Below are 21288 nucleotides of genomic sequence, written 5' to 3' on the forward strand. Positions count from 1 at the left end.
TGATCCGGTATTCAACATTCATCGTCTAAAGTACGTATTACGTAACATACCCAGGACCGAATGGGAGTTTGTGAAAGACTATTCGGGGACTTATTGAAGTAACGTGAAAAAATTTCTGACGGTTTTTTTTCTGGCCATTCTGGCGCTGATATTTCTGGTCATTGGCTTCCTCGGCGTCGTTGCAACAACCACCTGGGGCCAGGAGTTTGTGACCCGTCAGGTCAATAATTATTTAGCCGGAAAACTGAAAAGTCCCTTCCGGATCGGCAAGATTACGTACGAAATTCCGGATTACGTTGGGCTGGAAGATGTGCTGTTTATTACGCCCAAAGGCGACACGTTGCTGACCGGTCAAAAACTCCGCGTCGATCTCGACATGATGGGTCTGTTGCAAAACCGGCTCGCGCTGAATCAGATCGAACTGGAAAAAATAAGTGTCAACCTGAATCGCACCCTGCCCGATACGGTCTTCAATTTTCAATACATCATCGACGCGTTCGACACCGGCGGCCCCGCCGAACCGGTCGATACGACAGCTACTCCGCTGGATATCAGTTTGTCCCGGATTTTGATGAAAGATGTTCGGATCCGGTACAAAGACGATGTGGCCGGAGCCGATGTGGGCGCGTACGTCGATAGCCTGAACGCCAATTTCGACAAAACAAACGTTGATAAATCTCAATATCATCTGAAGGATGTCAGCGTCGACGGATTAATTGCCACTACGCGGCTTTACAAAGGAATCGACACGCCGGAAACGCCCGATACGTCGGCACCGGGCGACACGCTTGATCTGAAACTGGGTAGCTGGAAACTGAACCGGGCGCGCTGGGACGTTACCGTCGAAGAAGCCAATTTCCAAACCAAAGGCACCGTCGGACGACTCGCAATGGACGCCGATTATCTATATCTGAACGGGGAACGAATCGGAATCAAATCGCTGGAACTCGAAAATTCGGACATTGCCGCCATTCTGACCAAACCGACCAAAACCGCAGAACCGACGTCTTTACCAGCAACCAAAACCGCTTCGACCACCGACGAATCGGGTGGCTGGCGGGCCAACATCGGCCGAATTGCGCTGGCCAAAAACCGCATCCGGTTTGAGGATCAGACGCAGCCGAAACAGAAAACCGGTCTGGATTACGGACACCTCGATTTGCAGGATTTTTCATTGTCTGCCCAAGCGCTGCAATACACCCCGCAATACATTTTTGGCAAATTTCGCGGGGGGCGCTTCCGGGATCAAAGCGGTTTTACGCTTCAGCGACTCGATGCCGATGTTTTATACAGCGACACCCTGACCTCGGTAACGCGGCTTTATGTGCAGACACCCCAGACGCTGCTGCGTGATCAGTTGATTTTGCGGTATGATTCCATCGGGCAACTCAGCCGACCGCGCGAAGCAAACCGGGTTGGTATTCGCGTCAATCTGAAACAAAGCCGGGTGGCGTTTGCCGATATTTTGCAACTGGCGCCGTTTCTGGCCACCACACCACCGTTTACCGGAAACCGTCAGGGCGTGATTCGGGTGAACACGCTGATGCGCGGCACGCTGGCGAATCTGAGCATTCCAACTTTTGAAGTGGATATGCTGTCGGGAACCCGGCTGCGGGCCAGCGGACGGCTCCGGAACGTGACGGATGTAAACCGCCTGGCGATGGACATTAACCTGACCGAAGGCTCGACCCAGCTGCGGGATATTCAGCAACTGGTTCCGAAAGGGACGCTGCCGGATTCGTTCAACATTCCGCCGAAACTCCGGTTGACGGGGCGGTTTCAGGGAGCGCTTGATAACCTGAATATCAATTCGTTGCTGCAAACCGATTGGGGAAATGTCGATTTTAACGGCAACATACGCGGTTTTGTGGCCGGAAAAAATCAGGCTTATAAAGGGAAAGTAGAGCTGGCGCGATTTGAAGCTGGGCGCTGGCTGGGCCAGCAGGGAACCATCGGCAGTATTACCGCCGATGCAACCGTCGATGGGCAGGGAATCGATGTTAAAACCATGCAAACCGCCTTTCACCTCAACGTTCGTCAGGCGGAATTGAACGGGTATAACTACCAGAATTTGGATGCGGAGGGAAACTTGAATCAGGGCTTGTTGAATGTAAAAGGCTCGCTGGACGACCCGAATGCCAAATTGGCGCTGAACACGCAGGTCGGTCTGCTGCAGGATTTTCCCAGTGTTCGCGGTGGAATAGCCATTGATAAACTGGATCTGACGCAACTAAAACTATACAAAGATCCGCTGAGCCTCGAAGGAAAAATGCGGTTTGATTTTGCGTCCACCGATCCGGCCAAACCGGTCGGTATTCTGGTGGCCCGCGAAACCGTGGTGCGGTATGACGGCAAAACGTACCCGCTGGATTCATTTTACGTCAAAACCGACGTAGACGGCGCTCGGAAAATCGTGGAAGCCAAACTGCCTTTTGCTACGATGACGCTCAATGGTCAGTTCGACTACACCCGGCTGGGCGACATTGCCATTGGCGAATTCAGCAAGTACATCCAACTGCCCGATCTGACGTACAAACCGGTCAATCCGCCGTATAGTTTTAACCTGGATATGACTGTCAATCAGCATCCGTTGCTGACGGCTTTTCTGCCCGCCCTGACCAAAATGGATCCGGTTACGCTCAAAGCCTACGTGGATAATGTGCGGGATACAACCTTTGCGGCTTCGTTGAAAACCGGTCTGGTTGAATACGACACCATGCAGATTCAGGGCGTGACCATGAATCTGGCAGGACTCAATGGTCGTCTGGGGATAACCGGTCAGATGAATTCGGCCAATGCGAGTGGCATACAGGTGAACGTTACCAAACTGAATGCGGAAGCGATCAAAAACCGCCTGTGGTTCGAGATTGAATCGGACGACTCGACGGGCCGGGCGTGGTATGGTTTGTCCGGAAATCTGGCGGTTGCCGACCGGGCGTATCAGTTCCGGTTTAACCCCGACGGGTTGCTGACCAATTACCAGCGCTGGTCCAGCGATACGACGGGGTATATCCAATATAGCGAAGACGGGATTGTTGCGGAGAAGTTTTTGCTTCAAACCGGTAAACAGAAGATTCTGATCAACAGCATCGTACCGCAACCGAATGCGCCTTTGCACGTCAATGTTGAAAACATCGACCTGACGAATATGTCGAAGCTGGCCAATCAGGATACGACGCTGGTAGGAGGGACACTGAACGGCGACGTGATGCTGCGAAACGTCCTGACCAATCTGTCGTTTACCGGAAACATCAACGTCGATAGTTTGAACGTAATGGCAAAACCGCTGGGCAATCTGGCAGCCAAATTTGAAAACACGACCGAACAACGGATTTCGACGGATGTAACGCTGGTGGGTTCGGGAAACCAGGCGCGGGTAACGGGTTTTTACAAAGCCTCCGATCCGGCCAATGCGCTGGATTTCAAGATTATACTGGATTCGTTGAGTGCCCGGACCATCGAAGCCTTCAGCTTTGGTCAGTTACGGCAAACCAGCGGGCGGCTGCGGGGGCAGGTCGATGTGAAGGGTTCGGTTGAGCAGCCACGGATGAACGGATCGATGTCGTTCGATTCACTGGCGTTCAACGTCGCGTATCTCAATGCCACGTATAAAATCGACGAAGAAACCATCCGGTTCAACGAAAAGACCATCACGTTTCAGGATTTCAGCGTTCGCGACGCCTTAAACCGCACGCTGACTACCAACGGGACGATTACGCTTCGGAAGTTGCCGGACGTAGCCTATAACCTGAACATCAAGGCTGACAAGTTTCAGGTGCTGAATGCCACCCGGAAAGACAATGACTTGGCGTATGGAAATGCGGCCATTAGTGCCAATCTGAACATTCGCGGGAGCGGAACCAGCCCGACAATCAATGGTTCGATTAAACTGGAAGACGACAGCAAAATTACGATGGTGTTGCCCGACCAGAGTTCGACTGTGAACGAAGCCCGTGAGATTGTTACCTTCATTGATCACAACGATACATTAGCGTTACGGAAATACCTGACCGTGGCGAAAGTGGATACGGCAACGCGCCGGAGAGCTTTCAAAGAACTGAGCAACGCCCAGATTGACCTGAGTCTGGAAGTCAATGATAAATCGGAAATTACCGTCGTTGTCGATGAATTGAACGGTGATAATCTGCGAATTAAGGGCAACGCCCGTTTGAATGTGGGCATTACCAAAAGCGGAAACATTACCTTGCTGGGCCGTTACGATGTTACCGAGGGAGACTATTCGCTCACGTATCAGGTTCTGAAACGCAAATTCTCGATCCAGAAAGGCAGCAACCTGACCTGGACAGGTGACCCGCTCCGGGCACAGTTGGACATTACGGCTATTTACCAAACCAACGCCGTGCCGTCCAACCTGATTGCCAACGAAACCAGCGAACAACTCCGGATTGCGTCGAAGCAGAAAATTCCGTTCAACGTTTTGCTAAAAATGAAAGGACGGTTATCGGCCCCGGACATTACTTTTGACATTGCGATGCCGGATGAGGATTTTCTGGCGTCCCGTCTGGTGATCGATGCCGTCAATACAAAGTTGTCTCAGTTACGCCAGGACCCGTCGCAGTTGAACAAACAAGTTTTTGGTTTGATGGTATTGGGCAGTTTTATTGCCGAAACATCTTCCAGTTCGTCAGGTGGTAGCCTTATTAATACGGAAGAACTCGCCCGAAGCAGCGTGAGCAAGATCCTTTCGGATCAATTGGAGCGTTTTGCCTCCAGTTTGATCAAAGGAGTCGATGTCAATTTTGATCTGCTTTCAACGACCCAGGCTGCACGGCCAAATAATACGGTGGGTTCCCGAACCGATCTCAACGTAGGCGTTTCCAAGAGTTTTCTGCAGGGACGATTGACGGTTTCTGTGGGGCGTAATTTTTTGCTGGAAAAGAATGACAGCAACATCACTCGTAATCCGAACGAAGTATTTGATAACCTGTCGTTGAACTATAATCTCACCCGTGACGGTCGATACATGATGCGCGGGTATCGCAAAAGTGATTATCAGGCGGTTTTGGAAGGGTATGTCATTGAAACCGGGATTGGGTTTGTCATTACCGTGGATTACAACCTGTTAAGTGAATTATTTCATAAGTCGGAGGAAAAAACGAATCAATGAGAAGGGGTCTACTATATATATCTTTTTTCCTGATCCTGACCGGATGCCACGTAGCCCGGCACATTCCGCCCGGTGAAAAATTGTACGTCGGCACGAAAATCAATGTGCAGGTCGATTCAACGGTTTCCAAAACGGAGAAAGGCGATATTGAAACCGTGCTGGCCGACATGGCGCGTCCCAAACCCAACAAGCTGCTGTTTGGCTATCCTTATAAAGTCGGTTTGTATTACCTGATGGGTGAACCCAAAAAGGAGAAGGGGTTTCGGGCCTGGTTCCGCCGGAAATTTGGCGAAGCACCGGTTTTTGCGAGCGCCAAAGCCTTATCGTCCAACTCGCTGATCTGGATGGCTTTTCTGGAAAACGAAGGGTATTTCCGTTCGACGGTTTCCGGGAGCCTGCGCGATAACCCCGACAGCTCGAAAAACTACCAGACCACCGGCGTTTATCAGGTACAGGTTCAACCGCGTTATTACATTGATTCCGTAGCGTTTCTGATGGATTCGACCTCCCTGCGAAAATCGATGGTTGAGGTTAAAAAGCGGACGTTGTTGCGGAAAGACAATCCCTACCGGTTTGACGTCATCAAGCTGGAACGGGAGCGCATTACGCAGGCTTTGCAACGGCAGGGGTTTTTCTATTTCCAGCCCGATTACATAGCCGTTCTGGCCGATACCGCTCAGGGGAAACACCGCACCCGGCTCTACCTGGCCATTAAACCCGAAACACCCGCAGCGGCTTTGCTGCCGTATTCGATCCGTGATATTTACGTTTATCCAAACTACAGCCTTTCGTCCAACTCCACCCGGACCGACACCGCGCAAAACCGGGCCGTTGAGTTTGGCAAACTGAAAATTGTTGATCCGGCCGGGACGTACAATCCTAAGTTGTTTCGGGATATCATCGCCTTACAGCCCGGAAAACGGTATAACAGCCGGGCACAGGACCAGACCTTGTCGCGGTTTATCAACGTGGGTTCGTTTAAGTTCGTCCGGAACCGGTTTGAGCCGGATGAAGTGGGCGACTCGGCAGTTCTGGACGTTCACTATTACCTGACGCCGTACCCGAAAAAGTCCGCCCGGTTTGAGCTGGCCGGAACGAGCCGTTCCAACAACCTCGTCGGTTCACAACTTTCGCTGAACTGGCGAAACCGCAACGTGCTGGGGCGGTCGGAACTGTTCACCGTCAATGCGAATGCCGGAATTGAATTTCAGGTTGGCGCACGCGGACAGGGCGTAGCCAACTATCGATACGGCATCCAGACCAGTCTGACATTTCCCCGACTGGTGTCTCCGATTCCAATCAAGCATTACGAGCGGGGGCAAACGCTGCCCCAAACCATTGTTTCGCTGGGCTATGACCTGATCGTGCGGGGAGAGCTATACCACCTGAATTCCTTCCTGACTACGTTCGGTTATACCTGGCGCAGCAGTCCGCAGACGGAGCATATTTTTCAGCCGATCAGCATCAATTACGTGTTGCCGTCGAATTTTACGGAGAAATTCTTCGCACTGGAAGATGACCCCAATACGCGCCAGCAGTACATTAACATTCTGAAATCCGAGCAGCTTATTCTCAGTACATTGTATACGTATAACGTAAGCTCATCGCCCCGGACCACCTCCGCTTATACGCATCGCCTGAGTGTAAACGTCGAACCTGCCGGTAATCTGGCGTCGTTATTCGTTAAGAAAACCAATGAATTGGGGGAGGGAGTTATTTTTGGCGTTCCGTATTCACAGTTTATCCGGATGGATGTCGACAGCCGGCATTTCTTTAAATTATCGCCGGGAATGACCTGGGCCAACCGGTTTTTTGGCGGTTTTGGGGTTCCCTACGGCAATTCCGATCAGTTGCCGTTTGTGAAACAGTATTTCGTGGGGGGCGCTAACAGCCTGCGGGCATTCCGACCCCGAGCAGTCGGCCCGGGAATTTTTACCCGCAATCAGGACGGGAGTGTGCAGCTTCAGGACGGCGGGGGCGATATCAAACTGGAATTCAATACCGAACTCCGGCCCAAATTTAATAAATACCTCCAGGGTGCGCTGTTCGTAGACGTTGGCAACGTCTGGATGTATTCCAGTGAGAGTTCCTACGGTTTCGGCACCCAGTTTAAATCCGATTTTTACAAGCAACTGGCGGTAGGTACGGGTGTCGGTTTGCGCATCGACGTTTCGTATTTCGTGGTACGGTTTGATCTGGCCTTTCCACTGCGTAAACCGTGGCTGCCCGAAGGTCAGCAGTGGGTGTTCGACCAGATCGACCCCGGCAGCCGGGCCTGGCGACGCGACAATTTGATTCTGAACGTAGCGGTGGGCTATCCGTTCTAAAAACCGGTATCGTTTTCATTACCTGATCATTAACTTTTGCAAGAGACTTCACAATAGTTTTGCTTTTAGCCACCCAATTCCCTATCTTTGCGCTCTGATTCGCAAAAAGTGCCTTTTTAATAAAATTAATGTGCTTTTTGGTCTGCCTGCAATTGTAAATTAACTTCTGAATTATACTTCATTATGGCAACTGATCTTCGATACCTGCGAAACATTGGTATCGCTGCCCACATCGACGCCGGTAAAACGACGACCACCGAGCGGATTCTTTATTACTCCGGGGTTAGCCACAAAATTGGCGAGGTACACGAAGGGGCCGCTACCATGGACTGGATGGAGCAGGAACAGGAACGTGGGATTACCATCACGTCCGCTGCGACAACCGTCAACTGGAAATACCGGGACCAGAACTACCATGTCAATATCATCGATACGCCGGGCCACGTTGACTTCACGGTGGAGGTAAACCGCTCGTTGCGCGTTCTGGACGGTCTGGTGTTCCTGTTCAGTGCGGTAGACGGTGTGGAACCACAGTCGGAAACCAACTGGCGTCTGGCCAATAACTACAACGTCGCTCGTCTGGGCTTCGTGAATAAAATGGACCGTGCCGGTGCCGACTTCCTGAACGTCTGTCAGCAGGTGAAAGACATGCTCGGCAGCAATGCCGTGCCGCTGCAATTGCCGATTGGCGCCGAAGATAACTTCAAAGGGGTGGTCGATCTGGTCAACTTCCGCGGTATCCAGTGGAACGAGCACGATAAAGGTATGACCTTCCAGGAAGTGCCCATTCCGGCTGACATGCTGGAAGAAGCAACGGAATGGCGCGAAAAACTTCTCGAAGCCGTCGCTGATTACGACGAGTCGCTGATGGAGAAATACTTCGAAGATCCGGAGTCGATTACGGAAGATGAAATTCTGACGGCTTTGCGTCAGGCTACGATCGAAATGAAAATCGTGCCGATGTTGTGTGGTTCATCGTTCAAGAACAAAGGTGTTCAGACGATGCTCGACTACGTGATGTCGTTGCTGCCTTCGCCACTCGACAAACCGGAGATCAAAGGAACAAACCCAAATACCGATCAGGAAGTGGTTCGTCATCCGACGGAAAGCGATCCGTTTACGGCTTTAGGTTTTAAAATTGCAACTGACCCCTACGTAGGTCGCCTGTGTTTTGTGCGGGTTTATTCGGGTATTCTGGATTCCGGTTCGTACGTTCTGAACACCCGTTCAGGCAACAAGGAGCGGATTTCACGGATTTTCCAGATGCACGCCAACAAACAAAACCAGATCGATAAACTGCGGGCTGGTGATATTGGTGCGGTTGTCGGGTTCAAAGACATCAAAACGGGCGATACGCTTTGTGATGAGAAAAACCCGATCGTGCTGGAATCCATGATCTTCCCGGATCCGGTTATCGGGTACGCCATCGAACCGAAGAAAACCGCCGATCAGGACAACTTCTCGAAAGCGATTGGTAAGCTGATCGAAGAAGATCCGACCCTGAAAGTGGAAACCGACGAAGAAACCGGTCAGACCATTATCCGGGGTATGGGTGAACTTCACCTGGAGATCATCATCGACCGGATGCGTCGTGAATTCAAAGTGGAAGTAAACCAGGGTGCTCCGCAGGTTGCTTACAAAGAAACGCTGACGAAGAACTTCGAACACCGCGAGCTGTACAAAAAGCAAACGGGTGGTCGCGGTAAATTTGCCGATATCGTGTTCGAAATCATGCCGGGCGAAGAAGGCAAAACCGGTCTGGAATTTATCAACGGTATTGTGGGTGGGGTAATTCCGCGCGAATTTATTCCATCGGTCGAAAAAGGATTCCGCGAAGCGATGTCAACGGGTCCGTTGGCCGGTTATCCGCTGGATTCGATGAAAGTACGGTTGTTCCACGGTTCTTTCCACGACGTTGACTCCGACTCACTGTCGTTCGAATTGGCCGCTCGTCTGGGCTTCCGGGAAGCGGCTAAAAACGCCGGTCCGAAACTGCTCGAGCCCATCATGGCCGTTGAAGTTCTGACGCCGGAAGAATACACCGGTCCGATCACGGGTGACCTGAACCGTCGTCGTGGTATCATGAAGGGAATGGACTCCCGCGCGGGTTCGCAGGTAATCAAAGCCGATGTTCCGCTATCGGAACTGTTCGGTTACGTTACCGACCTGCGTACGATGTCGTCCGGACGTGCAACCGCCAACCTGACGTTCTCTCACTACGAGCAGGTGCCGACCAACCTGGCGGAAGGAATCGTAGCGAAAGCCAAAGGGACGGTAAGAGCTTAAGTTTTAATAAATGAACAATTGATAATTAACAATGAACGGTTGAACGTGAGTACTTCATTTTTAATTGTTCATTGTTAATTAAAATAAAAGTCGCGCTGCTGGAGTAAATGGTTCTTTCGGCAGCGGATCAACCACCGGTTTAAAACCGGTTTTATTCTCTCAGAACCACAACTTGTCATGAATCAAAAAATTCGGATTAAACTGAAGTCCTTCGACCACATGCTGGTCGACAAGTCGGCTGAAAAGATTGTTAAAGCCGTTAAATCGACGGGTGCTATTGTGAGCGGCCCGATTCCATTGCCGACCGAAAAAGAGAAGTTTACGGTACTGCGTTCTCCGCACGTCAACAAAAAATCACGGGAGCAATTCCAGCTTTGCACCTACAAGCGTTTGGTAGATATCTATTCAACCAGCGCCAAAACCGTCGATGCATTGATGAAACTGGAGTTACCGAGTGGGGTTGATGTTGAAATCAAAGTATAAAGCTTAAATTCTTTAGTAACTTTCCTGAAAAAAGTTTTCTGAAGAAAAAAAATAGCTTACCTTTGCAGTCCGAATCAGAAGTAAAAGCAACGACATACCTCGGGTGAAGGTCCCCACACGGAAACCGCATCTGACTATTTTAGTCCGGTAACACATGCATTTGTGTCAACCGAGCGAAAGGTCAGGTGGAACACGCCTGGCCTTTTTTGTTTTAGCCGATTCGGAAATAGTTGAGAATAAATAAACTACGGTTTGGAATAAAAGGAAGTAATTCCTACCTTTGCACTCCGATTTTTTCGGGTTCATACTTATAAATTCCTGCTTTACAACCACTTATTTATGTCTGGTTTAATTGGAAAGAAGATTGGGATGACCAGTCTGTACAATGCTGACGGGCAGGCTCTGGCATGTACAGTTATTGAGGCTGGTCCCTGCGTTGTTACACACGTAAAAACGCAGGAAAATGACGGCTACAAAGCTGTTCAGTTAGGTTACGGCGAGAAAAAAGAAAAACGTACGAGCAAACCGCTGCAAGGCCATTTCAAAAAGGCCGGTACGACGCCGAAACGCAAGTTAGTTGAGTTCAAAACATTCGAAAAAGAGCTGAGTCTGGGCGATACCCTGCAGGCTGCGGATGTTTTTGTCGAAGGCGACTTTATCGATGTCGTCGGAACGGTTAAAGGTCGCGGTTTTCAGGGCGTTGTGAAACGTCACGGATTCGGTGGTGTCGGTGGTCAAACCCACGGTCAGCACAACCGCGGACGTCACCCGGGTTCTATCGGTGCCTGCTCCTTCCCGTCACGGGTTTTCAAAGGGATCCGGATGGCCGGTCGGATGGGTGGCAACCGGGTAAAAGTTCAGAACCTGCGCGTTCTGAAAGTGCTGGCAGAGCAAAATCTGATCGTTGTGAGCGGCTCGGTTCCGGGCGCAAAAAATTCGTTCCTCATTTTAGATAAGTAAATCATGGAGGCAGCACTTTATAACTCGAAAGGAGAAGATACGGGCAAAAAAGTTACTTTGTCGGACGATATCTTCGGAATTGAGCCAAGCGAGCACGCGATCTACTTGGACGTGAAACAGTATCTGGCTAACCAACGTCAGGGAACGCACAAAGTGAAAGAACGCGCTGAGAATGCGCACTCGACCCGTAAAATCAAGAAGCAAAAAGGTACGGGCGGTGCCCGCGCCGGTTCCATCAAATCACCGGTTTTTGTCGGTGGTGGAACCATCTTCGGTCCTCGTCCCCGCGATTATTCGTTCAAACTGAACAAAAAGGTAAAGCAACTGGCCCGTAAATCGGCTCTTGCTGCCAAAGCGCAGGGAAACAGCGTTTCCATCCTGGAAAACTTCACGCTGGAAGGTCCCCGCACGAAGTCATACATTGAATTTTTGACCGGTTTTGACGCGCTGAATACGAAAACCCTGTTGATTCTGCCCGAGGTAGATACGAATGTGGTTCTTTCCAGCCGCAACCTGCAAAAAGCAAAAGTGACTACGGTTGACACGGTTAACACGTATGATCTGATGCACGCCGACCGACTGCTGATTGCTGAAGGGGCTTTGTCAAAACTTGAATCTCTTCTCCAGTAATTGATTATGGAAAACGTACTGAAAAGACCGATCATTACCGAAAAAGTGACGGCCCAGAATAAGAAGGGACAATACGGTTTTGAGGTGTCGATGAATGCCAACAAAATCGAAATCAAAAAGGCTGTCGAAAAATTGTACGGTGTTACGGTGACGGAAGTGAATACGATGCGGTGCTATGGGCACATGAAGTCGAAAAGCACGAAGAAAGGTGCTGTAACGGCAGGCCGTACGTCAACCTGGAAGAAAGCAATTGTTACAGTTGCCGACGGAGAGATCATCGATATTTACGCTGAAGCATAAGCGCAACCACGAACGACTAAACGAAGTAGTTAGGAATCATGGGAGTTAAGAAACTGAAACCAACAACCCCGAGCCAGCGCTTCCGCGTGGCCCCGGATTTTGCCGATATCACAACGGACAAACCGGAACGGAGCCTGCTGGTTACGATAAAAAGAACCGGTGGCCGGAACAATCAGGGACACCGTTCGATGCGCTACATCGGTGGCGGTCACAAAAAACAATACCGGGTTATCGACTTCAAACGCGATAAAACCGGTGTACCGGCGACGGTGAAAACAATTGAGTATGATCCCAACCGTTCGGCCCGGATTGCCCTGTTGTTTTATGTAGATGGCGAGAAGCGTTACATCATTGCTCCGCAAGGTATTACGGTTGGTCAACAGGTCATTTCAGGCCCGTCTGTTCCTCCGGAAGTTGGGAATGCGCTGCCATTGTCGGCCATGCCAATCGGTACCATTGTTCATAACGTTGAGTTGAAGCCTGGTAAAGGAGCCGCGATGGTTCGGAGCGCCGGTACTTACGCTCAGCTGGTTGCCCGCGAAGACAAATACGCTATTCTGCGGATGCCTTCGGGCGAACAACGGATGGTTCTGGGAGCCTGTATTGCCACGGTAGGCTCGGTTTCGAACCCGGATCACATGAACGTGAGCATGGGTAAGGCTGGCCGGAACCGCTGGTTGGGTATTCGTCCCCGCGTTCGTGGTGTTGCCATGAACCCGGTCGATCACCCGATGGGTGGTGGTGAAGGACGGGCATCCGGTGGTCACCCACGTTCACGTACGGGTCTGTACGCGAAAGGCAAGAAAACCCGCCCGGTGAACAAGTATTCAGATCGTCTGATCATTAGTAAACGGAAAAAATAAGAAGTAGATGGCACGCTCACTCAAAAAGGGTCCCTACATAGATTTTCGTCTGGAAAAGAAGGTGGACACCATGAACGATTCAGGCCGGAAGTCTGTAATCAAAACCTGGTCCCGCCGATCAATGATTTCTCCGGATTTCGTTGGCCACACGTTCGCGGTGCACAATGGCAACAAGTTTATTCCGGTGTACGTCACCGAAAACATGGTTGGTCATAAGTTAGGTGAATTTTCGCCAACCCGTAACTTCCGGGGGCACGTTGCGAAAAAAGACAAAGGCAAACGGTAGAAACAGTTTACAGTTTTTGGTTTACGGTTTTTAGCTTTTAACAGATTAGGAACCTAAACTACAAACCATAAGAAAATGGAAGCAGTAGCAAAGCTAAAAAATGTGCCTTCGTCTCCTCGCAAAATGCGGCTTGTAGCCGATATGATCCGGGGCCAGAAGGTTAGCAAAGCATTGGGTATTCTGCGTTATCAACCCCAGGCCGGTGCCGCTCTGCTGGAAAAGCTGGTGCTCTCGGCGGTTGCTAACTGGCAGCAAAAAAACGGAGACGAACGCGCTGAAGACGCTGACCTGTACGTAAAGACGATTTTCGTCGATGGTGGTCGGATGCTGAAACGTCTGCGTCCTGCACCACAAGGTCGTGGCCACCGGATTCGTAAGCGCTCCAACCACGTCACTGTCGTGATTGAAAGTGCGGCCGAATCGCTGACGCTTGCACCCGTAGTTTCAACAGAAAACGCAGAATAACAAGACAATAAAATGGGACAAAAAGTAAACCCCGTTGGTTTTCGGCTTGGTATCGTCAAAGGATGGGACTCAAGCTGGTATGGCGGCAAAGAGTTTCCTGATAAGCTGGTTGAAGACGAAAGAATTAGAAAATATATTCAGGCACGTATTCCGAAAGGATCAATAGCCCGGGTTGTTATCGAGCGGACTCTGAAGCGGATCACTTTAACCATTCACACAGCCCGTCCGGGTATTGTGATCGGTAAAGGCGGTGGCGAGGTCGATAAAATCAAGGAAGAGCTAAAGAAAATTACCGGCAAAGACGTTCAGATCAATATTTTCGAGATCAAACGTCCGGAAATCGATGCCAAACTGGTTGGCGAAACGATTGCTCAACAACTTCAGGCGCGTATTTCTTATCGTCGTGCCATGAAGCAGGCGATTAGCTCGGCCATTCGGGTTGGCGCTCAGGGAATCAAAGTTCGCGTATCGGGTCGTCTGGGCGGTGCTGAAATGGCCCGTACGGAAGAATACAAAGAAGGACGCGTACCCCTGCACACGCTTCGCGCCGATATCGATTACGCTATATCGGAAGCTCAAACGATTTACGGAAAAATCGGTATTAAAGTTTGGGTCTTCAAAGGTGAACTGTACGGCAAACGTGATTTGTCACCAGCCGCTCAAATTACTGCCGCTCAATCGGATCGCGGTAATGATCGGGGTGAACGCCGGAATGATCGCGGAGATCGCCGGGGTGAACGCGGTGGCGAAGGCGACCGGGGCGATCGTCGCCGGGGTCGGAATGACCAAAACCGTGGCGGTGGCCAGGGCGGAGGTCAACGTGGCGGTCAGCGCGGTGGACAAGGCGGAGGTGGTCAGCGTCCGGGCGGTGGTGGCCAGGGCGGAGGTCCACGCAAAAGATAGTAAGAACATCGGACGTCATACCAGGCACGTCCTTTAGATACGACTAAAGATGTTACAACCAAAAAGAACCAAGTTTCGCAAGCAGCAAAAAGGCCGTGTCAAAGGCATTGCCGGACGGGGTCACGAAATCGCTTTCGGATCGTTTGCCATCAAGTCGCTGGAACCCGGTTGGATCACAGCCCGCCAGATCGAAGCGGCCCGTATTTCCGTAACCCGTGCCATGAAACGTGAAGGTCAAGTCTGGATCCGTATTTTTCCGGATAAGGTCATCACGAAAAAACCGGCCGAAGTTCGGATGGGTAAAGGAAAAGGAGCTCCCGAATACTGGGTAGCTGCCGTACGACCGGGAACCATCTTGTTTGAAGCAACCGGTGTACCCTTAGACGTGGCCAATGAAGCCCTTCGTTTAGCGGCCCAGAAATTACCGCTCAAAACAAGATTCGTTGTTCGCCGGGATTATCAGGAAACAGAAGACTAACTCGGGAAAATCGGTTGTCGGTTGCGGGTTTGAGTAACACACCCATCAGCAGACAGCTACCAACAAAATTCAGTCATGAAAAAGAACGAGATCAAGTCGCTGACGGTTGACCAATTGAATGAGCAGGTAGCGGCTGAAAAAGATCGCTTGCAAAAGTTGAAGTTTGCGCACGCTATTTCGCCCATCGAAAACCCGATGCGGATTCGCACAACGCGTAAATTGATTGCTCAATTACTGACCGAGCTGACTGTTAAACAAAACGCCAGCTAATTAAACGGTATCGACTCATGGAGCAGCAAGAAAGAAATCTGAGAAAAGAAAGAATTGGTAAGGTGGTAAGCAACAAGATGGAAAAATCCATCACGGTTGCGGTCGATCGGAAAGTGCAGCACCCGATTTACGGGAAATTCATGCACCGGACGAAGAAGTTCATGGCCCACGACGAGAAAAATGAATGTGGAATCGGCGACACCGTCCGCATTATGGAAACCCGTCCGTTGAGCAAGAACAAATGTTGGCGATTAGTCGAAATCATTGAAAAGGCGAAGTAATCATGATCCAGCAAGAATCACGTTTAGGCGTAGCCGATAACAGCGGTGCCAAAGAAGTACTTTGCATTCGGGTACTGGGTGGTACCGGCAAACGTTTCGCTACGGTTGGAGATAAAATTGTAGTGACGGTTAAGCAGGCACTTTCTTCGAGCAATATGAAGAAAGGAACTGTATCGAAAGCAGTAGTCGTTCGGACAAAGAAGGAAATACGCCGGAAAGACGGATCGTATATCCGGTTTGAAGACAACGCGGCTGTACTGCTGAATAACAATGACGAGCCGCGCGGAACCCGCATATTCGGACCCGTTGCCCGCGAATTGCGCGAGAAGCAATTTATGAAAATCGTTTCCCTGGCTCCAGAAGTATTGTAACCATGAAGAAAGCAGACACGCCTACGAAGTTACACATCAAGAAGGGAGATTCTGTTAAAGTTCTCTCCGGTAACTCGAAGGGCCAAACCGGTACAATCCTGCGCGTTTTGGTCGATAAACAACGCGCTGTGGTTGAAGGAGTAAACATGATCACCAAGCATGTGAAACCATCCGCAGCCAATCCTCAGGGAAGTTTGGAAAAACGTGAAGGAACGATCCACATCAGTAACCTGATGGTGGTTGATCCAAAAACGAACGAACCTTCCCGGACCGGCCGCAAACTGAATGACAAAGGCAAGTTGCAACGGTTTTCGAAAAAATCGGGAAACTTCGTCTAATTGATTAGAAATCAGGAACGTATTAAACAGATACGACAGTGGCAACACCGAGACTGAAAGAGAAATATACAAACGAGATTGTGGCCCAGCTGAAGGAAAAGTTTCAGTACAAAAGCGTCATGCAGGTACCGAAACTGACCAAGATTGTTGTCAACAAAGGGATTGGAGCCGCCGTCGCTGATAAGAAACTGGTTGACGTGGGCGTCGAAGAATTGACGATGATCACCGGCCAGAAAGCAATGGCTACGATTGCGAAGAAAGCGGTTTCTAACTTTAAGCTTCGTGAAGGCATGCCGATCGGTGCGAAAGTGACCCTGCGCGGAGAAAAGATGTACGAATTTCTGGATCGTCTGACCGCTGTTGCTCTGCCACGCGTTCGTGACTTTAAAGGAATCAGCGACAAAGGCTTCGATGGTAACGGGAACTACACGTTCGGTGTTCAGGAACAGATCATTTTCCCGGAAATCACGATCGACAAAGTGAGTCGGATCTCCGGAATGGATATCACGTTCGTCACGACGGCGAACACCGATGAAGAAAGCTTTGCATTGCTGAAAGCGTTGGGAATGCCCTTCGCCGGTGGTAAAAAATAACGCATAAAGCGAATAAAAACATGGCAAAAGAATCCATCAAAGCAAGAGAGCGTAAGCGGATTGCCTTAGTTGCGAAATACGCTGCCAAGCGTACCGCACTGAAAGCTGCCGGAGACTACCTCGGGTTAGACAAACTGCCGAAGAATGCTTCGCCGGTACGTCTGCACAATCGGTGTAAGTTAACGGGACGCCCACGTGGTTATATGCGGAAATTTGGTATCTCCCGCGTAACATTCCGTGAAATGGCATCAGCCGGTAAAATTCCGGGTGTAACCAAGGCAAGCTGGTAACTTTCTTATCATCTTAGCGATTATCGAAACAATTCCCTAATTTTGCAGGCCCGTTCAAAACGGCTACTCCGTCAGCGAGGTTTGCAGTTACTAATCAGGAGGAAATGAATACTGATCCCATAGCAGATTATCTGACTCGCATCAGAAATGCGATCCGCGCCAAGCACCGGGTCGTGGAAATTCCTGCTTCCAATATAAAGAAGGAGATCACTAAGGTACTCTTTGATAAAGGCTTCATCCAGAACTACAAGTTCGATGAAAACGGCCCCCAAGGAAGTATCAAGATTGCGTTGAAATACAATCCGGTTACGAAGCAACCTGCGATCGTCGATCTGCAGCGCGTAAGCCGCCCGGGTCTGCGCCAATACAAAGGTGCCACGGATATTCCGCGCATTCTGAACGGCTTGGGTGTCGCCATCGTCTCGACCTCAAAAGGTGTGATGACGGACAAGGAAGCCCGGACGCTAAACGTAGGCGGTGAAGTGTTGTGTTACGTATATTAATCAGAAACTATGTCACGCGTAGGTAATAAATCCATTGCACTGCCCGAGAAAGTGTCAGTTTCGGTCGAGAACGGTAACATCGTTACGGTAAAAGGCCCGAAAGGGGAACTGTCGCAGAGCATCAATCCGGATATTAAATTAGAAATCGCCGATGGCGAACTGAAAGTAGTTCGGCCGAACGATCAGAAACGCTTTAAAGCCCTTCACGGTCTGTATCGCGCATTGGTCAACAACATGGTAACCGGTGTTAGTACGGGCTACCGTCTTGACCTCGAAATCGTTGGGGTGGGTTATAAAGCGGTTGCGACGGGTAACATTCTGCAATTGACGCTGGGCTATTCACACGATATTTACGTGGCGATTCCGGCAGAGCTGAAAGTTACTACGGTAACGGAAAAAGGTCAAAACCCGAAAGTGATTCTGGAAGGAATTGACAAGCAGCTGATTGGTGATGTTGCGGCTAAAATCCGTTCATTGCGTAAAGTAGAACCGTACAAAGGAAAAGGTATCCGGTTTGTGGGCGAGAAAATTCGTCGGAAAGCTGGTAAATCTGCTTCCAAGAAGTAATAGGTGAACCATATAATAAGCACAGGCGAAAATGGCTGTCACGAAAGCAAGCAGAAGACTGCGTATTAAGAATCATATCCGGAATAAGGTTTCCGGAACGGCTGATCAGCCCCGGCTGTCGGTTTTTCGGTCAAATGCCCGAATTTATGCCCAAATCATTGATGATGAAAGAGGCCACACGCTGGTCAGTGCGTCATCAATTGATATCAACGGGAAAGATAAGAAAGGTGTTAACGTCGAGCTTGCTAAGCAAGTTGGACAGGCTCTGGCTGAGAAAGCAACTACCAACGGTATTACCAAGGTAGTTTTCGATCGCAACGGTTATTTGTATCATGGAAAGGTGAAAGCTTTGGCCGACGGTGCCAGAGAAGGAGGCCTTAAATTCTAAGCAACACAATGGTAACCAATACAAGACCTGCTAAAGTTAACGAGTCTGAACTGAAAGAACGCGTTGTTGCGATCAACCGCGTTGCCAAGGTAGTGAAAGGTGGTCGGCGTTTTAGCTTTGCGGCCATTATCGTAGTCGGCGACGGCAACGGTGTGGTTGGCTACGGCCTGGGCAAAGCCAACGAAGTAACGGATGCAATTGCCAAAGGAATTGAAGATGCCAAGAAAAATCTGGTTCAGATTCCTTTGTTGAAACATACGGTTCCGCACGAAATGGAAGGTAAATTCAGTGGTGGTTTTATCCTGCTGAAACCCGCTTCGGCCGGTACGGGTGTTATTGCCGGTGGTGCTATGCGTGCCGTACTGGAAAGCGCCGGTATCCGCGATGTATTGGCGAAATCGAAAGGTTCGTCCAATCCGCACAACGTGGTGAAGGCCACCATCGACGCGCTGCTGAAAATGCGGGCTCCGCACCAGGTAGCCTTCCAGCGCGGGGTGAAACTGAGTAAAGTTTTTAACGGATAATCATCCTTAAAACCGCAATCGAAATGGGACGGGTTAAAATTACACAGGTTCGCAGCATCATCAAGCGGCCAAAAACGCAGAAGCTGGCGATTCAATCGCTGGGTCTGGGCAAAATCAACCGCAGCGTTTCACTGGAATACAACGACGCTATCGGTGGGATTATCCGTAAAGTTCAACATTTAATTACAGTAGAAGAAATTTAAGATCATGAATCTGAATACACTTAAACCTGCGGAAGGATCAGTCCAGAAGCGCAAGCGAGTAGGTCGGGGTACGGGTTCTGGGATGGGTGGAACATCTACCCGTGGCCATAAAGGTGCCCAGTCGCGTTCCGGTTACAGCGCTAAGAAAAACTTCGAAGGTGGCCAGATGCCACTGCAGCGCCGGGTACCGAAATTCGGCTTCAAAAATATCAATCGGGTTGAATACAAGCCGATTAACCTGGATACGCTTCAGCAGTTAATCGAAAAAGCAGGGGTTACATCGATCGATATCGATGTGCTGATGCAACACGGTTTAGCGGGCAAAAATGATAAAATTAAAATTCTGAGCCGGGGTGAAATTTCCTCAGTGGTGGAAGTGAAAGCACATGGCTTTTCGCAGAAGGCAATTGAGGCAATTGAAAAAGCAGGAGGAAAAGCAATCACGCTCTAATCAGTAGGCTCGTTCAGCACTAGATTTAGCCAATATTTTTTCGTAAATTTGGTGACTTTTTTCGGACGAGCAGCTTGATACACTAATGAAACGATTCATCACGACCCTTCAGAATATTTTTTCGATCGAGGAGCTAAGGACCCGCATTCTCAACACGTTGTTGTTTGTGACGGTTTTCCGGTTTGGTTCTCAAATCGTTCTGCCCGGTGTTGATCCGAGCAAACTGAATCTGACTCCGCAAGGGTTGCTGGGATTACTCGATACCTTTTTGGGTGGCGCGTATAGCAAAGCTTCGATTTTTGCGTTGGGTATCATGCCGTACATCTCGGCGTCGATTGCCATTCAGCTATTAACCCTGGCACTGCCTTACTTTCAGAAAATGCAGAAAGAAGGCGAATCAGGTCGTAAACGGTTGAATCAAATCACCCGGGTGTTGACTATTTTCGTTACGGCAGCACAGGCAATCACGTATTTAACCACAACCATTCCGAATGAAGCCGTAATAATTAGCCCGGCTACGTTTCGGATTGTTTCCGTTTTTATCCTGACTGCCGGTACGATCTTTTGTATGTGGCTGGGTGAACGCATTACCGACAAAGGAATTGGAAACGGGATATCCATGCTGATTATGATCGGGATCGTATCACGATTCCCCGGCGCCGTTTACGGAGAAGCTTTGTCGCGCGGATCAGGAGGGGCTTTGTTGTTCGTTCTTGAAATCGTCGGTTTGTTCTTCGTTGTGATGGGAGCAGTAGTACTGACGCAGGCGGTTCGCCGGATTCCGATTCAGTACGCGAAACAAGTGGTTGGCAACAAAGTAGTAGGTGGTCAGCGCCAGTATTTGCCATTGAAGTTGAATGCAGCGGGTGTAATGCCCATTATTTTCGCACAGGCTCTGATGTTTGTTCCATCGCTGGTGGCGTCTTTATTTGCAGAGAAAAGCGATTTCGCCGGATCGGTTCAGACGGTTTTTGCCGATTACACCTCCTGGCAGTATAACTTTTTATTTGCGTTTCTGATTATCGTCTTTACCTTTTTCTACACGGCGATTTCGGTGAACCCAAATCAGATTGCGGATGATATGAGACGGAGCGGGGGCTTTATTCCCGGTGTGAAACCCGGTTTTATGACCTCCGAATACATTGGGCAGGTATTGGATCGGATTACCTTACCCGGTGCGCTGATGCTGGCAATTGTGGCTATTCTGCCCGCCATTGCATCGCTCCTGGGAATGACCCGTAATTTCTCGCAGTTCTTCGGAGGTACATCCCTGTTGATTATGGTGGGTGTGGTTCTGGATACGTTGCAGCAAATTGAAAGCTACTTGCTCATGCGTCGTTACGAAGGTCTGATGCAATCAGGGCGGGTAACGGGACGCACAGAGAGCATAACTGCTTAAC

Annotated in this window: 25 protein-coding genes; all 25 read left to right on the forward strand. The window is 49.9% G+C overall.

Going from position 1 to position 21288, the window contains the following annotated elements:
- The first annotated feature begins 103 nt into the window (after positions 1 to 103).
- Positions 104 to 5128 carry a translocation/assembly module TamB domain-containing protein gene (locus EHT25_RS29200; protein ID WP_229311832.1) on the forward strand — a complete coding sequence of 1675 codons (5025 nt, stop codon included), beginning with the start codon at positions 104 to 106 and terminating at the stop codon, positions 5126 to 5128.
- Positions 5125 to 7455, forward strand: a complete 2331-nt coding sequence (tamL, locus tag EHT25_RS29205; protein WP_124878972.1) for a translocation and assembly module lipoprotein TamL — start codon at positions 5125 to 5127, stop codon at positions 7453 to 7455. The genes EHT25_RS29200 and tamL overlap by 4 nt, the downstream gene beginning before the upstream one ends.
- A 183-nt stretch (positions 7456 to 7638) precedes the next feature.
- Positions 7639 to 9741 carry an elongation factor G gene (gene fusA / locus EHT25_RS29210; protein WP_124878973.1) on the forward strand — a complete coding sequence of 701 codons (2103 nt, stop codon included), beginning with the start codon at positions 7639 to 7641 and terminating at the stop codon, positions 9739 to 9741.
- 177 nt (positions 9742 to 9918) lie between these two features.
- Positions 9919 to 10224, forward strand: a complete 306-nt coding sequence (gene rpsJ, locus EHT25_RS29215) for a 30S ribosomal protein S10 (RefSeq protein ID WP_111626176.1) — start codon at positions 9919 to 9921, stop codon at positions 10222 to 10224.
- A gap of 339 nt (positions 10225 to 10563) precedes the next feature.
- Positions 10564 to 11184 (forward strand): 50S ribosomal protein L3, encoded by a 621-nt coding sequence (gene rplC / locus EHT25_RS29220; protein WP_124878974.1) that lies wholly within the window; start codon positions 10564 to 10566, stop codon positions 11182 to 11184.
- A gap of 3 nt (positions 11185 to 11187) precedes the next feature.
- A complete protein-coding gene (rplD, locus tag EHT25_RS29225) occupies positions 11188 to 11814 on the forward strand; it encodes a 50S ribosomal protein L4 (protein WP_124878975.1) in 627 nt (208 codons plus the stop codon).
- 6 nt (positions 11815 to 11820) lie between these two features.
- Positions 11821 to 12114 (forward strand): 50S ribosomal protein L23, encoded by a 294-nt coding sequence (rplW, locus tag EHT25_RS29230; RefSeq protein ID WP_124878976.1) that lies wholly within the window; start codon positions 11821 to 11823, stop codon positions 12112 to 12114.
- Positions 12115 to 12152: 38 nt separating this feature from the next.
- On the forward strand, positions 12153 to 12977 hold the full coding sequence (gene rplB, locus EHT25_RS29235) for a 50S ribosomal protein L2 (protein WP_124878977.1): 825 nt from the start codon (positions 12153 to 12155) through the stop codon (positions 12975 to 12977).
- 7 nt (positions 12978 to 12984) lie between these two features.
- Positions 12985 to 13263: a 30S ribosomal protein S19 gene (gene rpsS, locus EHT25_RS29240; RefSeq protein ID WP_124878978.1), complete on the forward strand. Its 279-nt coding sequence runs from the start codon at positions 12985 to 12987 to the stop codon at positions 13261 to 13263.
- Between the two features lie 75 nt (positions 13264 to 13338).
- A complete protein-coding gene (rplV, locus tag EHT25_RS29245; RefSeq protein WP_124878979.1) occupies positions 13339 to 13728 on the forward strand; it encodes a 50S ribosomal protein L22 in 390 nt (129 codons plus the stop codon).
- A gap of 12 nt (positions 13729 to 13740) precedes the next feature.
- Positions 13741 to 14631 (forward strand): 30S ribosomal protein S3, encoded by an 891-nt coding sequence (rpsC, locus tag EHT25_RS29250; RefSeq protein WP_124878980.1) that lies wholly within the window; start codon positions 13741 to 13743, stop codon positions 14629 to 14631.
- 49 nt (positions 14632 to 14680) lie between these two features.
- A complete protein-coding gene (rplP, locus tag EHT25_RS29255) occupies positions 14681 to 15109 on the forward strand; it encodes a 50S ribosomal protein L16 (RefSeq protein ID WP_124878981.1) in 429 nt (142 codons plus the stop codon).
- A 75-nt stretch (positions 15110 to 15184) separates the two neighbouring features.
- Positions 15185 to 15379 carry a 50S ribosomal protein L29 gene (rpmC, locus tag EHT25_RS29260; RefSeq protein WP_124878982.1) on the forward strand — a complete coding sequence of 65 codons (195 nt, stop codon included), beginning with the start codon at positions 15185 to 15187 and terminating at the stop codon, positions 15377 to 15379.
- A gap of 17 nt (positions 15380 to 15396) precedes the next feature.
- Positions 15397 to 15660, forward strand: coding sequence for a 30S ribosomal protein S17 (gene rpsQ / locus EHT25_RS29265; RefSeq protein ID WP_038119974.1), 264 nt, complete (start codon positions 15397 to 15399; stop codon positions 15658 to 15660).
- 2 nt (positions 15661 to 15662) lie between these two features.
- Positions 15663 to 16031, forward strand: a complete 369-nt coding sequence (gene rplN, locus EHT25_RS29270) for a 50S ribosomal protein L14 (protein WP_111626186.1) — start codon at positions 15663 to 15665, stop codon at positions 16029 to 16031.
- Positions 16032 to 16033: 2 nt separating this feature from the next.
- Positions 16034 to 16369, forward strand: a complete 336-nt coding sequence (gene rplX / locus EHT25_RS29275) for a 50S ribosomal protein L24 (RefSeq protein WP_124878983.1) — start codon at positions 16034 to 16036, stop codon at positions 16367 to 16369.
- Positions 16370 to 16407: 38 nt separating this feature from the next.
- Positions 16408 to 16962, forward strand: coding sequence for a 50S ribosomal protein L5 (gene rplE / locus EHT25_RS29280; protein WP_124878984.1), 555 nt, complete (start codon positions 16408 to 16410; stop codon positions 16960 to 16962).
- A gap of 20 nt (positions 16963 to 16982) precedes the next feature.
- Entirely contained in the window at positions 16983 to 17252 is a 270-nt protein-coding gene (rpsN, locus tag EHT25_RS29285) for a 30S ribosomal protein S14 (protein ID WP_124878985.1), read from the forward strand.
- Between the two features lie 104 nt (positions 17253 to 17356).
- Positions 17357 to 17755: a 30S ribosomal protein S8 gene (rpsH, locus tag EHT25_RS29290; protein WP_124878986.1), complete on the forward strand. Its 399-nt coding sequence runs from the start codon at positions 17357 to 17359 to the stop codon at positions 17753 to 17755.
- Between the two features lie 9 nt (positions 17756 to 17764).
- Positions 17765 to 18322, forward strand: coding sequence for a 50S ribosomal protein L6 (rplF, locus tag EHT25_RS29295; protein WP_124878987.1), 558 nt, complete (start codon positions 17765 to 17767; stop codon positions 18320 to 18322).
- 31 nt (positions 18323 to 18353) lie between these two features.
- Positions 18354 to 18710, forward strand: a complete 357-nt coding sequence (gene rplR / locus EHT25_RS29300) for a 50S ribosomal protein L18 (RefSeq protein WP_124878988.1) — start codon at positions 18354 to 18356, stop codon at positions 18708 to 18710.
- Between the two features lie 8 nt (positions 18711 to 18718).
- On the forward strand, positions 18719 to 19234 hold the full coding sequence (gene rpsE, locus EHT25_RS29305) for a 30S ribosomal protein S5 (RefSeq protein ID WP_124878989.1): 516 nt from the start codon (positions 18719 to 18721) through the stop codon (positions 19232 to 19234).
- 23 nt (positions 19235 to 19257) lie between these two features.
- The gene (gene rpmD / locus EHT25_RS29310; protein ID WP_124878990.1) at positions 19258 to 19437 is read left to right on the forward strand and encodes a 50S ribosomal protein L30; all 180 of its coding nucleotides are present in this window, start codon (positions 19258 to 19260) and stop codon (positions 19435 to 19437) included.
- 4 nt (positions 19438 to 19441) lie between these two features.
- Positions 19442 to 19888: a 50S ribosomal protein L15 gene (rplO, locus tag EHT25_RS29315; RefSeq protein WP_124878991.1), complete on the forward strand. Its 447-nt coding sequence runs from the start codon at positions 19442 to 19444 to the stop codon at positions 19886 to 19888.
- Between the two features lie 85 nt (positions 19889 to 19973).
- Positions 19974 to 21287 (forward strand): preprotein translocase subunit SecY, encoded by a 1314-nt coding sequence (gene secY, locus EHT25_RS29320; RefSeq protein WP_124878992.1) that lies wholly within the window; start codon positions 19974 to 19976, stop codon positions 21285 to 21287.
- Position 21288: the final 1 nt, after the last annotated feature.

It is taken from the genome of Larkinella rosea (assembly GCF_003858635.1).
Taxonomy (GTDB): domain Bacteria; phylum Bacteroidota; class Bacteroidia; order Cytophagales; family Spirosomataceae; genus Larkinella; species Larkinella rosea.

What these genes read in the sequence shown, in the direction of transcription:
- tamL (WP_124878972.1), top strand. Translation starts at nt 5,125, where the DNA reads ATGAGAAGGGGTCTACTATATATATCTTTTTTCCTGATCCTGACCGGA.
- fusA (WP_124878973.1), top strand. Translation starts at nt 7,639, where the DNA reads ATGGCAACTGATCTTCGATACCTGCGAAACATTGGTATCGCTGCCCAC.
- rpsJ (WP_111626176.1), top strand. Translation starts at nt 9,919, where the DNA reads ATGAATCAAAAAATTCGGATTAAACTGAAGTCCTTCGACCACATGCTG.
- rplC (WP_124878974.1), top strand. Translation starts at nt 10,564, where the DNA reads ATGTCTGGTTTAATTGGAAAGAAGATTGGGATGACCAGTCTGTACAAT.
- rplD (WP_124878975.1), top strand. Translation starts at nt 11,188, where the DNA reads ATGGAGGCAGCACTTTATAACTCGAAAGGAGAAGATACGGGCAAAAAA.
- rplW (WP_124878976.1), top strand. Translation starts at nt 11,821, where the DNA reads ATGGAAAACGTACTGAAAAGACCGATCATTACCGAAAAAGTGACGGCC.
- rplB (WP_124878977.1), top strand. Translation starts at nt 12,153, where the DNA reads ATGGGAGTTAAGAAACTGAAACCAACAACCCCGAGCCAGCGCTTCCGC.
- rpsS (WP_124878978.1), top strand. Translation starts at nt 12,985, where the DNA reads ATGGCACGCTCACTCAAAAAGGGTCCCTACATAGATTTTCGTCTGGAA.
- rplV (WP_124878979.1), top strand. Translation starts at nt 13,339, where the DNA reads ATGGAAGCAGTAGCAAAGCTAAAAAATGTGCCTTCGTCTCCTCGCAAA.
- rpsC (WP_124878980.1), top strand. Translation starts at nt 13,741, where the DNA reads ATGGGACAAAAAGTAAACCCCGTTGGTTTTCGGCTTGGTATCGTCAAA.
- rplP (WP_124878981.1), top strand. Translation starts at nt 14,681, where the DNA reads ATGTTACAACCAAAAAGAACCAAGTTTCGCAAGCAGCAAAAAGGCCGT.
- rpmC (WP_124878982.1), top strand. Translation starts at nt 15,185, where the DNA reads ATGAAAAAGAACGAGATCAAGTCGCTGACGGTTGACCAATTGAATGAG.
- rpsQ (WP_038119974.1), top strand. Translation starts at nt 15,397, where the DNA reads ATGGAGCAGCAAGAAAGAAATCTGAGAAAAGAAAGAATTGGTAAGGTG.
- rplN (WP_111626186.1), top strand. Translation starts at nt 15,663, where the DNA reads ATGATCCAGCAAGAATCACGTTTAGGCGTAGCCGATAACAGCGGTGCC.
- rplX (WP_124878983.1), top strand. Translation starts at nt 16,034, where the DNA reads ATGAAGAAAGCAGACACGCCTACGAAGTTACACATCAAGAAGGGAGAT.
- rpsN (WP_124878985.1), top strand. Translation starts at nt 16,983, where the DNA reads ATGGCAAAAGAATCCATCAAAGCAAGAGAGCGTAAGCGGATTGCCTTA.
- rpsH (WP_124878986.1), top strand. Translation starts at nt 17,357, where the DNA reads ATGAATACTGATCCCATAGCAGATTATCTGACTCGCATCAGAAATGCG.
- rplF (WP_124878987.1), top strand. Translation starts at nt 17,765, where the DNA reads ATGTCACGCGTAGGTAATAAATCCATTGCACTGCCCGAGAAAGTGTCA.
- rplR (WP_124878988.1), top strand. Translation starts at nt 18,354, where the DNA reads ATGGCTGTCACGAAAGCAAGCAGAAGACTGCGTATTAAGAATCATATC.
- rpsE (WP_124878989.1), top strand. Translation starts at nt 18,719, where the DNA reads ATGGTAACCAATACAAGACCTGCTAAAGTTAACGAGTCTGAACTGAAA.
- rpmD (WP_124878990.1), top strand. Translation starts at nt 19,258, where the DNA reads ATGGGACGGGTTAAAATTACACAGGTTCGCAGCATCATCAAGCGGCCA.
- rplO (WP_124878991.1), top strand. Translation starts at nt 19,442, where the DNA reads ATGAATCTGAATACACTTAAACCTGCGGAAGGATCAGTCCAGAAGCGC.
- secY (WP_124878992.1), top strand. Translation starts at nt 19,974, where the DNA reads ATGAAACGATTCATCACGACCCTTCAGAATATTTTTTCGATCGAGGAG.